11 protein-coding genes and 1 tRNA gene are annotated in these 12,058 nt (G+C 40.1%); 3 read left to right on the forward strand and 9 right to left on the reverse strand.

The genetic code is table 11. From position 1 onward, the window contains the following. Positions 1-118 precede the first annotated feature (118 nt). The 3 genes from L3V41_RS05040 to L3V41_RS05050 all read right to left on the reverse strand — a co-directional run bounded on the left by L3V41_RS05040 (position 119) and on the right by L3V41_RS05050 (position 1,302). Positions 119-541: a hypothetical protein gene (locus L3V41_RS05040; RefSeq protein ID WP_237127244.1), complete on the reverse strand. Its 423-nt coding sequence runs from the start codon at positions 539-541 to the stop codon at positions 119-121. Next, positions 538-1,023 (reverse strand): hypothetical protein, encoded by a 486-nt coding sequence (locus L3V41_RS05045; RefSeq protein ID WP_237127245.1) that lies wholly within the window; start codon positions 1,021-1,023, stop codon positions 538-540. Before L3V41_RS05045 ends, L3V41_RS05040 begins: the two co-directional genes overlap by 4 nt. A 202-nt stretch (positions 1,024-1,225) precedes the next feature. Next, positions 1,226-1,302, reverse strand: a tRNA-Ile gene (locus L3V41_RS05050). 271 nt (positions 1,303-1,573) lie between these two features. Between L3V41_RS05050 and hemN the strand changes: the two genes are divergently transcribed. Further along, complete coding sequence (gene hemN / locus L3V41_RS05055; protein WP_237127246.1) at positions 1,574-2,947, forward strand: oxygen-independent coproporphyrinogen III oxidase; 1,374 nt, start codon at positions 1,574-1,576, stop codon at positions 2,945-2,947. 72 nt (positions 2,948-3,019) lie between these two features. Here the strand turns inward: hemN and L3V41_RS05060 are convergent, their stop codons facing one another. From L3V41_RS05060 to L3V41_RS05070, 3 genes are all read right to left on the reverse strand, one after another. Further along, complete coding sequence (locus tag L3V41_RS05060) at positions 3,020-3,535, reverse strand: DUF2489 domain-containing protein (RefSeq protein ID WP_062568513.1); 516 nt, start codon at positions 3,533-3,535, stop codon at positions 3,020-3,022. Further along, the gene (gene yihI / locus L3V41_RS05065) at positions 3,532-4,134 is read right to left on the reverse strand and encodes a Der GTPase-activating protein YihI (protein ID WP_062568512.1); all 603 of its coding nucleotides are present in this window, start codon (positions 4,132-4,134) and stop codon (positions 3,532-3,534) included. Before yihI ends, L3V41_RS05060 begins: the two co-directional genes overlap by 4 nt. A 752-nt stretch (positions 4,135-4,886) precedes the next feature. Then, a complete protein-coding gene (locus L3V41_RS05070; RefSeq protein ID WP_062568511.1) occupies positions 4,887-5,519 on the reverse strand; it encodes a c-type cytochrome in 633 nt (210 codons plus the stop codon). A 283-nt stretch (positions 5,520-5,802) separates the two neighbouring features. Here L3V41_RS05070 and yihA point away from each other — a divergent pair, with 283 nt between their 5' ends. Continuing rightward, complete coding sequence (gene yihA, locus L3V41_RS05075; protein ID WP_062568510.1) at positions 5,803-6,450, forward strand: ribosome biogenesis GTP-binding protein YihA/YsxC; 648 nt, start codon at positions 5,803-5,805, stop codon at positions 6,448-6,450. A 4-nt stretch (positions 6,451-6,454) separates the two neighbouring features. On the opposite strand, the gene L3V41_RS05080 is transcribed toward yihA, so the two are convergent. The 3 genes from L3V41_RS05080 to polA all read right to left on the reverse strand — a co-directional run bounded on the left by L3V41_RS05080 (position 6,455) and on the right by polA (position 10,867). Continuing rightward, the gene (locus L3V41_RS05080) at positions 6,455-6,973 is read right to left on the reverse strand and encodes a DUF1285 domain-containing protein (RefSeq protein WP_237127247.1); all 519 of its coding nucleotides are present in this window, start codon (positions 6,971-6,973) and stop codon (positions 6,455-6,457) included. Then, complete coding sequence (locus tag L3V41_RS05085) at positions 6,973-7,560, reverse strand: YceI family protein (protein ID WP_062568508.1); 588 nt, start codon at positions 7,558-7,560, stop codon at positions 6,973-6,975. The genes L3V41_RS05080 and L3V41_RS05085 overlap by 1 nt, the downstream gene beginning before the upstream one ends. A gap of 571 nt (positions 7,561-8,131) precedes the next feature. Further along, positions 8,132-10,867 (reverse strand): DNA polymerase I, encoded by a 2,736-nt coding sequence (gene polA, locus L3V41_RS05090; RefSeq protein ID WP_237114517.1) that lies wholly within the window; start codon positions 10,865-10,867, stop codon positions 8,132-8,134. Positions 10,868-11,378: 511 nt separating this feature from the next. Here polA and elbB point away from each other — a divergent pair. Next, positions 11,379-12,029 carry an isoprenoid biosynthesis glyoxalase ElbB gene (elbB, locus tag L3V41_RS05095; RefSeq protein WP_237127248.1) on the forward strand — a complete coding sequence of 217 codons (651 nt, stop codon included), beginning with the start codon at positions 11,379-11,381 and terminating at the stop codon, positions 12,027-12,029. Positions 12,030-12,058 lie beyond the last annotated feature (29 nt).

The raw sequence follows: 12,058 nt of genomic DNA on the forward strand, positions 1-12,058 counted from the left end.
TTAAATATGTTTTAAGCCGGTGTTTATGCCGGCTTTTTAAGCGGCGAATAACTTTTAATCTGCACTAAACCTTAAACTATATAAGTGAGGTTTACTTAAATGATTATTCAATATGGAATTAGTTTTCGGATGAATCATATTCCTCACGAGGTCTATTTGATACTAACTTTTGCAACCAGTAGCCATCATGCTTTTCAAAAATATTTAGCCCTTCTCTTGTGTTCACTAAAATATTATTACCAACAGTCGTGTAATAAAGCGGGTTTGGGTCAATCGATATTAATGCGTGCACTATACCAATCAAGTCATCAGAAAGGTGTTTTTCCAAAGCGTTCACATCTTTGATGCCCATTGTGATGTAATCATAAAGTTGCTTCGCTGTTATATCAGACTTTAACTTTTGTACAGAGGCGTCTGCTACACCTACGCACTTATCATAAAAGTCCATACCTAGCATAGTTTGCTTATCCTCACACAAAGATAAATCTGAAAACTGTGCAAAGCATGTACTTGGTAATAATAAAACTAAAAACTTTTTCATTGTGCCACCTGATAACGCTCTGCGATATTCCAGCTTCTCCAATCGGCGAATAACTTTTCAAACTGCATGGGACTTTGCGCAAAGCTACTTTCAATCGCCTGTATATCCCACATGGTTTTAATTTGAATACCTGCACTTAATGCATTCAAAACAGCTACTGTTTTAAATGCAGGTATACCAGTTTTTAATTCTAAAGTCTTGCCAGCAGCATCAGCTAATGCTTCGGACATAAAAGCTACTTCAGATAAATCTGAAGTTGGATCTGCAGCAGATAATAATTTGGGTATAGCTTTCTCTGTTATTAATCTAGTTAAATCTTTATATAAAGCGATTTTAATTAAATTACATCGCTGAGGGTTATTAACAATATGACTATATTGTGACTTAGATAGTTTTGCACCAGATAACATATCCGCGCTCGTTGCAATCGCAACACAGCCCATAACGGTTTTTGTATCTGCATTTCTGATTTTATCGCGCAATACACCTATTATTTCGTTCGATCATTTTTTCAGTTGACATAACATTCCCTCGTTAATAAAAGAAAAAGGGGACATCAATTTTTGATTACTTTCTATACTTGAATGTTCTTGTTGGTCAAAAGCCAATACAGCTCGTAAATTATTGTAAAAATAGTTTGGGTAATTTCTGTTAGTAGGTGGTTACTTGGAAAGCCTGTAAAAATGGTGGCCCCTCCCAGACTTGAACTGGGGACCTAACGATTATGAGTCGTGTGCTCTAACCAACTGAGCTAAGGGGCCATGCTATTAGCGAAAGCTAATTTTTTAGATGCGTTTGTAGACATAAGTCTCTAAAGCGGGTTGCAGTATAAAAACTTTTTTTAGCCTTGTCACTAGCAAAACTCTTTATTTTAACAATCAATACTCTAACTGCTCAAATAGTAAACTTATCTATTTTTCAATTACCTCTGCTATGCTGGCTAGTTTGTAGGCGTCGATATTGTCCTAGATCAAATAGCAGAATGAGTAAACTCGTTAAAATGGTCACTCTATTAATTGCGGAGTGCTGACTGTGATAAATTTACCAAGCTGGGATCAATCTTTGATCAACAAATACAATATTTCTGGGCCTAGATACACTTCTTACCCCACCGCATTGTCTTTAGCTGATGGTTATAAACAACAAGATATGATCAATGCGATTGCGGCCTCGAAGAGCCGTTCTTTATCTTTGTATATCCATATCCCATTTTGCAGTCAGCTTTGTTATTACTGCGGTTGTAATAAAGTGATCACTCGTCATCAATCGAAAGCCGATTTATACCTGGATAACTTGGCGCTTGAGATTGCTGAGCAGGCAACGCTATTTGCTGATTATAGCGTTGAACAACTGCATTTAGGGGGGGGAACACCAACCTTTCTATCGGCAGAGCAAATGAGCCGTTTAATGGCGTTGGTTGAGCAGCACTTTAATTTTGCTGATGATGCCGAGCGCGGTATTGAAATTGACCCTCGTTCTTTAGCTGATGACATGCTAGTACACCTGCGCAAGCTTGGCTTCAATCGTGTCTCGTTTGGTATTCAAGATTTCAATGATGCTGTACAGCTGGCAGTTAATCGCCCGCAAAGCGTGCAGTCAGTAAAAGGTTTAATCAGTGAGGCTCGTAAGCTTGGCTTCAAATCAATTAATGCAGATATGATTTACGGTTTGCCACTACAAACTCCAGAGAGCTTTAAAGAGACGATTGCGCAGTTAATTGAATTAAACCCAGATCGCGTCTCGGTATTTAACTATGCTCATTTACCAGATAGATTTGCAGCGCAGCGTAAAATTAAGGATGCCGACTTACCGTCTGCTAGTGACAAGCTCACAATGTTTAAAAATACGCTTGAGCAGATGTTAGCTGCAGGCTATCAGTTTATCGGTATGGATCACTTTGCCCGTAAAGATAATGAGCTCGCTATTGCACAAAACGAAGGTCAGTTACACCGCAACTTCCAAGGCTACACCACGCATGGTCAATGTGATTTATTAGGCTTAGGTGTGTCGTCAATTTCGCAAATTGGCAATGCCATTTTACAAAATGAAAAAGAGCTTAAGCACTATTATAAAGCTGTGCAAGAAGATTTTGGCAGCGCGGTATGTAAAGGTGTTTTACTCAGTGATGACGATACCTTGCGTGCAGCTGTAATAAAACAACTGATTTGTCAGTTTGAGCTTGATATTCCTGTAATCGAGCAGCAGTTTAAAATTAACTTTACAAGCTATTTCAGTGAAGCTCTACTCGCTCTCGAGCCATTACGTGCTGATGGTTTAGTGTCAGTTAGCCAAGATAAAATCACGGTCACTGCACGTGGTAACTTATTTATTCGTATTATTTGTATGTGCTTTGATGCGCACTTACAACAACAAATCAAACAAACACGTTTTTCACGGGTTATTTGATATTTTCACGCCCAAACTAAAAAGCAGAGCAATAAAATGCTCTGCTTTTTTATAACGGCTTTACCAACCCGCTTAATTGAATACGACGTTTTCACTGCCAGGTGCAGCTTTAAATTCTTCGATCAAACGTGCACAATCTGCTTTTATCTCGTCGCTATGTTGTTCTTCTGCACGCCAACGAGTTGTATCCATCTTGAAAACCTCTTTTTTAGAGTATTTTTTACGGGCATCGTGAGTTGGCATATCTTTGACCACTTCGTACATTTTAAAAATGCCAGGATAGCGCTCACTCAACTCGAACTCTTCAGCAAAGCTGTATTGAGACATCAATACCCAGATACGTAAGCAGCCTTCTGAAAATTCACACTGCTCTTCATTCATAGCACGCGCTATCAAGTGAATGCTATCAGCCAATTTTGCGTTACGTTTCATTTTTGATGCTGCAAGCTGCTGCTCATGCTCAGCCTGCTTCTTGGCGATCAGCTTATTTTGCTCTTTTAATTTATACAGAAGTTGTCCTGCATAAAACGCAAGCCCTGCGATAATTGCCGCACCAATTACTATGGCAATAATCAAGCTCGTGCTCATCGCTCATCCTCATCGTCTTCATCAAACCATTCGTTGGCTAAGTCATCTGATAGGTACTTATCAAAATCAGACTCACCTTCAGCGTCAAAGTCATCTTCAAAGTCGTCTTCGTAATCATCATCTTCATCTTCAATACCTAAAAGCTCACAGAGCGCTTGGTGACGCGCAATACGGCTGTTAAAGTATTTGGCATCTTTGCCTGTTAGTAACTCGCCACGTTCATGACGCTCAACAAGCTTAAGCAGGCGCTCGTCACTTTCAAGTGCTTCTAACTCTTGCTCTGGCGTTAACTCAGGCTCATTCACCTTTTTGAGCTCAACCATTGGTTTTAAGTTACGTTTCATTTCAACTTTTGGTTCAGCTTTTGGTGCCACCAATGAAACAGGCTTTTTACTGCCCGTTCGCTTATCTTTAGGCTGACTGTTTGTTGTCGCTTTATCATCTTTTAAAGCATCAGGTGCATTGCGAGTACCGGCTTTTGCCCCTTTTGTTTTCTTTACTCGCTGCTCTTTTAATGCGCGCATTTCTCTAAGCTTTTCTTTACTTAGACGTACTGGACCATTCGATGGAATTTTACGCGACTTTTTCTTTCTACTCATATCTTGATCGTCTCACTTAAGAGGTTGTGCACAACGCCTCTAGGCATTGTAATGCTGGCATAACCAGAAGAATTTGGTGTGTGCGGATGATATTGGTCAACACGATAACCTGCGCACTTTTTATACTTATCGTATAAACGGGGGCTATTGTAACAGGACAAATAAAAAGGCGGTAGAGAAAACATCTCTACCGCCTACTAATCTGAGCGCCAGTTATCTGGACACTTCTCCCTTCGACTTTTTTAGTCTTTATTATTTTTATTATTATTGTTTTCCATTTTGTTATTATTTTTACCTTCCGTGTAGCATTCCATTTTGTTTTTATTATTAAACTTCCATGAGCTTTTATTATTCTCGGTCAATCCTGACACTTTTTTGTTATTTCCTTTAGGACACCTAACCAGTGTCTACCCCTAAAGATTCGCCGCAATGACTTTCCTTATTAACATTGTCCATGTTGTTTTATTGTTTCAGCGACAGTGGTTAATTTACTTATTAATAATTTTGTTACAACTAATTTATATAACTTTTCTTACATTGAAGATATTGAAACAAGCTCATTTCATTCAATAACAATAAGTTACATTTAAAGATAAAATAAAAATAAGACTTAGCTCACACCAAGGTATGGTCAATGTCTCACACAAGAGTAGGATATTTCGACACAGGATAAAGATAAAAAAAGCAGCTTACGCTGCTTTTTCCAAACTAAATAAATTTTAGTGCGAAGCAATACAGCTCGCAATCAGACTTTAGTGTAAGCCACCTAAGTATTTTGAAAGCACTTCGATGTCTTTATCTGTTAGTTTTTTAGCGATGTCTTGCATCATACCGTTTAAGTCGTTATTACGCGTGCCATCACGGAACTTTTCAAGTTGCGACTTAATATATTCAGGATGTTGAAACGAAACTTTCGGGAATTTAGCAAGTGACGTGCCGTTACCACGAGGACCGTGACACGCCGCACATGCTGGAATGCCACGCTCAGCATCGCCTGCTTTATAAAGCTGTTGACCTACTTCGACTACATCTTTAGGTGTTGTACCTTCAGACATATTTAAAGAAGAGAAGTAAGCTGCTAGATCTTTCATGTCTTGATCGCTAAGTGGCATTGCCATGCCACTCATGACTGGATCCATACGACCTTCTTTGCCACCAGATGTCATACCTAATTTAAACTCTTGTAATTGTTTATAGATATAATCTGCGTGTTGGCCTGCAATTTTAGGGTAGATAGTAACCGGTGCATTACCGTCTGGGCCGTGACAAGCCGCACACGTTGCCGATTTCTCTTTACCTGCGTTTACATCGCCATCAAATGCTGTTGCGTTGCTTGCTGACAACGTACCAAGCAATATAGTTAAAGATAGTGCTATTTTTTTCATGGTGAATTCTCTGTTTCCGACCCTGTATCATCTACAATATGGATGTTGTGATTTCTATATTCTACACGATAATAAATTCTCTGGCACGTTTTCTGCCCACATTAAGCTCATAATTTATAGGGATTTGACTTAGATTAAGTTTCTACCTAGAAATTTTCCTCATTCAAAGCCAGCTTAGCACTCTTAAATACGCTTTTGAATGCTGCTTTAATAGTATAAAATACGAGCCTTGAGTGGATTTAGGCCACTGACTACCATTATTTTTAAAAGACTAGGAGAGCCTGTGCTCAAATCTCGTATCAAATATAATACTGCGTCCTTTGTTACTAGCGCACCTGATATCTCACGCTTACCTGCTGATACGGGGATTGAAGTCGCGTTTGCTGGTCGTTCGAATGCGGGTAAATCAAGTGCCCTTAATACCTTAACAGATCAAAAATTAGCACGTACTTCTAAAACACCAGGTCGTACTCAGTTGATCAATACCTTTGAACTTGATGCCGATAAACGCCTTATCGACTTACCGGGTTACGGTTTCGCTAAAGTTCCTATCGAAATGAAGAAAAAATGGCAAAAGTCGCTAGGTGAATACTTACAAAAGCGTCAAAGCTTAAAAGGTATCGTTGTTTTAATGGATATTCGCCATCCGTTAAAAGATTTAGACCGTGACTTAATCGACTGGGCTGTGGGCAGTGAAATTCCAGTGCTGGCACTATTAACCAAGTGCGACAAACTCAAACAAGGCGCACGCAAAGCGCAAGTTTTACACGTTCGCCGTGAGTTAAGTAGCTTAGAGGGTGATATTACAGTTCATGCCTTCTCTTCACTAAAAGGCACAGGCTTACCTGAAGTTGCTAAAAAGCTAGATGAGTGGTTTTTAGGACCAATTGAAGCTCAAGCACCTGAGTCTGAAGAACAACCAGAAGCGTAACCAATCAGGCTAAGTAATAACGCTTGGCTAATGATTCTATGTAATAGCCCTGCTCGTCTGAGCAGGCTATTTCCGCCCACTGATAATACACCTTTCTCGATACCCTTGCAGCCAAGCCATGGGCCAATTGTAAGTAAGGTACACTCACCCCAGCAAATTCACGTAGCTCTAATGGCTGTTTTTCTGATACCAACCAGTTGCGCTGTAAATTATCAACACAGCAAAGCGCACGACCTTGTTCAGTCTCTTCAAAACGCCAATCAACAATAATAAAGGGGACATCATCGACTGTGATAGCCATTTTCTCAACAGGCGTTTTTAAAAAATAGCTGTCAGCTTCTTGGCAAAGCACGGAGGCAAAGAGTTTAACCATTGCCTCGCGTTTTATTTCACTGCCGGCATAAAACCACCGCCCTTGCGCATCAATCGTTATTGGCAATTGCCCACAACTTTGTGGCTGCCATTGATCAAACGGTTTATCGGGTGTCTGAAGGGCGGCTTCTAACTCAGCAAGCGATTGCATTACTTTTCTTTATCAAGCGTGAGCGAAAAAGTAACAGGGACAGCTGTTGCAATGGATGGTAAACCCGCTAGCTTTTGTAATTCGCTGATGCCTTCTGTTACTTTGAAATCACTTGCATTAATAATAACTGGCGTAAGAGATGATACGGTTACATCGCCTTTCGGTGACATATTAGCAAGTACATCAATCGTTAACTCTTTCTTATTACCATGAAAGTCTAATTCAGCCTTTAAACCTTTTAGTACATGTTGGCCTGGTTTAAGGGTTGCAAGTGTTTTACTGAGATCTGCCGTCAAAATTGCGTTTGGAAATTCATGTGTTTCAAACAGTAATTTAGTCATACGCTCGTTACGAATTGGAATGAGAGTTTCAACAGACGTCAAATCAATCATTAATTTTAATTGACCTTGCTCGTTCAAGCCTCCTGATAGCTTTTTAAAATGGTGTGCTTCAGCGATTGAATTCTTCTTGATAGAGACAAAGCTCACTTTGCTTTGCTCATTATTAACTTGCCAGTTTGCGCTGGCTAAAGGGGCAACTAATAAACTCGATAATGAAAAGGCAGCAATTGCCATAGATTTAAACATAACGCATTCCTTCGAAAGTAAATAAGAATCACTTTTGATGGTATCATCTAGGTTAATTTGTGCAATGAATTGTATGATAAGACAAAGAAAAAGCGACTCACTCAACAAGGAGTGAGTCGGTATAGCAAACTGGGGAGAAGCTATCAATACGTTGCATCTTTTCAGATGCATCATCAACAGGATGTCCTACAGGATGAGGACGGCGCGGACTTTAGCAAATACTCAGTTAAAAATAAATTAAATCTGCTACTAAAAAACACGAATTGATAAACATATAACGAAACGATAAAACGGTCTTTTCTTGTTAACTTTAATTTTACAATGAAAGCCGTTTTACATTATCGGTTATTCAACGTGTGGCGTAAGTAACTTTTCCTTTATAAGGAGTCGTTTTGCCGTGAAGTACTTAATCATTTACGTGAGTGATCTTGTGGCTGTAAGTCGGCCAAACTGGGAGGAGTGATTGTATGTCGCGAAATCTATAAAAGTGAAAGCGCGGGATAAACCCGCGACTACATTTTAATCCTGCAGAGCCACTTGTATTTTATACTCGCGGCTCCTAATTCAGCGATTAGTGAGCTTGTTGCCAGTTGTCACCACTGTCGGCTTCAACAATCAGTGGTACATCAAGCGTGGCGGCTTCAGACATTAGCTTACAAATTTCTGCTTTATAATCGTCCACAGATTCTTCTTTAATTTCGAACACTAATTCATCGTGTACTTGCATAAGTAATTTAACAGAACCTTCAGCTTGTGCGTTTACCCACTGGTGAACTTTCAGCATCGCTTTTTTGATGATATCAGCAGCGGTGCCTTGCATTGGTGCATTGATAGCAGCGCGTTCTGCCGCTTTACGACGAGCCCCGTTTCTTGCGTTGATTTCTGGTAAATGTAATCGGCGACCAAAAATAGTCTCTACATAGCCTTTATCAGCTGCTTTTTCACGGGTTGTTTCCATGTACTCAAGCACACCTGGGAAACGCTCAAAGTATTTATCAATATAATGCTGTGCTTCATGACGTGGTACATCTAATTGACGTGATAAGCCAAACGCCGACATACCGTAAATTAAACCAAAGTTAACAGCCTTTGCTTTACGGCGCATATCGCTGGTTACGTCTTCAAGATTTACCCCAAAGACTTCTGCGGCCGTTGCACTGTGTACGTCTAAACCATTAGCAAACGCGGTAAGTAGACCTTTATCTTGTGATAAATGCGCCATGATACGTAATTCAATTTGGCTGTAATCCGCAGCCACTATCTTATGCCCCTTTGCAGCAACAAAGGCTTCACGAATACGACGTCCCTCTTCCGAACGAATTGGAATATTCTGCAAGTTAGGATCCGTTGAGCTTAAGCGCCCTGTTGCTGTTACTGCTTGATGGTAAGAGGTATGTACTCGCTTTGTGCGTTCATTAACCATTAGCGGTAGTTTATCTGTGTACGTTGATTTTAGTTTAGATAAACCACGGTGTTCGATAATCACCTTAGGTAACGGATAGTCATGAGCCAGCTCTTGCAATACTTCTTCAGCTGTTGAAGGTGCGCCTTTTGGTGTTTTCTTAATAACGGGAAGTGCTAGCTTTTCAAACAAAATTGCTTGCAGCTGCTTAGGCGAGCCTAAGTTAAACTTTTCACCAGCCATATCATAAGCTTCTTGCTCAAGCTCTAACAGGCGTTCGCCTAAGCGTTGGCTATGAGCAGCAAGCATATTACTATCAATCGCTACACCGGTACGTTCAATATCAGACAGCACAGAAACGAGTGGTAACTCAATGTCTTCGAAGACTGATTTTAATTGGCTGTCAGCATCAATTTTTGGCCATAGCACTTGGTGAAGACGAAGTGTTATATCAGCATCTTCTGCGGCATACGGCGCCGCTTTTTCTAGCTCAATTTGATTAAACGTTAACTGTTTTTTACCTTTGCCTGCGATATCTTCAAAGCTGATATTTTTATGGCCTAGGTATTTAAGTGCCAACGAGTCCATATCATGACGGCTACCCACACTATTAAAAACATACGACTCCAACATAGTGTCGAACTTAATACCGTTTAATTCAAAGCCGACGTTAGCTAATACGCTTTTATCGTACTTAAGATTTTGTCCGACTTTGGCTTTGTTTTCATCCGCGAGGATTGGGCCAATTTTTGCCATAACGGTTTCTAAGCTTAATTGCTCAGGCGCATCAGGGTAATCGTGAGCAACTGGAATGTACGCTGCTTCACCCGCTTTAACCGCAAAGCTCATGCCAACCAATTGCGCCTGCATATAGTCAAGGCTGGTTGTTTCAGTATCAAAAGCAAAAAGTTCAGCGTCATTTAATTGCTTTACTAAAGTATCAAGTTGCTCTTCAGTTAAAATAGTTTCGTAGTGTGCATCAGCGACTTTTGGTAGTTCGTTAGCTTCTGTTGGCACATCCAAGTGTGTGTCAGCGTCTTTAGGGTTATCCAGTAGTTCTGCCAACCAACGGCGGAATTCACATTCGCCGTAGAGTGCAATCAGTTCATCACGATTAGGCTCTTGTAGTTTGAAATTTTCAAGCTCCGATTCAACCTCAACATCACATTTAATCGTCGCTAGTTCATAGCTAAGTGGTAGATGATCAAGTGCTGCAGCAAGCTTTTCACCAATCTTGCCTTTGATTTCACTAGCATGATCAATCACCCCTTGTAATGATCCATATTTTTGTAGCCATTTCACCGCCGTTTTTGGACCACAACCATCAACACCAGGAATGTTATCGACTTTGTCGCCCATTAAGGCAAGGTAATCAATGATCAGCTCAGGCCCCACGCCAAACTTCTCAACCACGGTTTCTGGATCTGAAATGCTATCGGTCATCGTGTTAATAAGCGTTACGTGCTCATTAACAAGCTGCGCCATGTCTTTATCGCCCGTGGAGATCAGCACATGACGTTGTTGTTCAGAGGCAATACGTGCAAAGGTACCAATCACATCATCCGCTTCAACACCTTCAATACTAATAAGTGGAAAACCCATTGCTTTAATAATGTTATGCAGTGGTGCGATCTGTGTGCGTAAGTCATCCGGCATTGGTGGGCGGTTGGCTTTATATTCGCTGTACATGTCATTTCTAAAGGTTTTACCTTTGGCATCGAACACTACCACCATGTGTGATGGATCATATTGTTTGATCAAACTTTTCAGCATATTAACTACGCCATAGATTGCGCCTGTCGCTTCACCTTTTGAGTTAGTAAGGTGTGGTGGCGAATGATATGCACGGAATAAATAAGAAGAACCATCAACAAGAACAAGTGGATTTTCAGGGATCTGAGCCATGGTGAAATTGGATCCTAATTGAATAACATTAAATTGTCTGTAAGCATGCCATAAGGCTATGAAGAAAACGACTGTGAATTATTAACCAATAACGGTTTCTATAATAGCAAGCTGTGGATAACTTTGTAGATAAAACCCACAAGCAATCCTCCCGAAGAAGATTTACACTTAGGAATTTTATGTAAGTTTATGTTTTTATTTAAAAAAGATAATACGAGGTTCTTTTTTTATTATTTTACCCAATGTGGAAAACGGTTTTATCTATTCACGTCCTGTGTCTATTCGACAACGAATATAACGTCCCTTTCCATAACCGGAGGAGTATTCTAGCACAATGGATCAAAGATCATAGCGATCCTTTATACTTTTTTTAACGTTAGTATTTTATGAAAAGGCATAAACAGCGATTCATCGTATGTTGCGAGCATTTTAACGACAAAATTATTTTATTTTGTGGTCTTACTTAGATACTTGCTACACTAAACCCAGTTGCATTAAGGAGAGATATCAAATGAAAAAAGTGGCTGTTATTTTAGCAGGTTGCGGTGTTTACGATGGCGCAGAGATTAACGAAGCAGTACTTACCCTGTTGCACATTGCAAAAGCAGGTGCATCTTATCAATGCTTTGCACCCGATATTGACCAACTACACACAATCAACCATTTAACCGGTGAAGAAATGGCACCTAACCGTAATGTGTTAGTAGAAGCTGCTCGCATAGCTCGTGGTGATATAAAAGCAATTACAGAGTTAAAGATAAATGAATTTGATGCGTTAATTGTCCCAGGTGGCTTTGGTGCCGCTAAAAATCTATCTGACTTTGCAGTAAAAGGCCCTGCAGCTCAGGTGCAAAATGACGTACTAAAAGCCTGTACAGATTTTGTTAAAGCTAATAAAGCCGCAGGTTATATGTGTATTGCGCCCGCTATGCTACCTCTTATTTACGGTCAAGGTGTTAAAACAACCATTGGTAATGATACAGACACAGCCTCTGCCATCGAAAAGCTAGGCGGCGATCACCAAGCGTGTGCTGTTGACGATATTGTTATTGATGAGCAACATAAAGTCGTCACCACACCCGCCTATATGTTAGCGCAGAGTTTATTAGATGCTGATGCAGGGATTCAAAAACTCGTTAAAAAAGTACTCGAATTGGCATAGTGCGCTATTTAAGCAGCTAATTTTTATTG

It is taken from the genome of Pseudoalteromonas sp. L21, assembly GCF_021728035.1.
GTDB lineage: Bacteria > Pseudomonadota > Gammaproteobacteria > Enterobacterales > Alteromonadaceae > Pseudoalteromonas > Pseudoalteromonas arabiensis.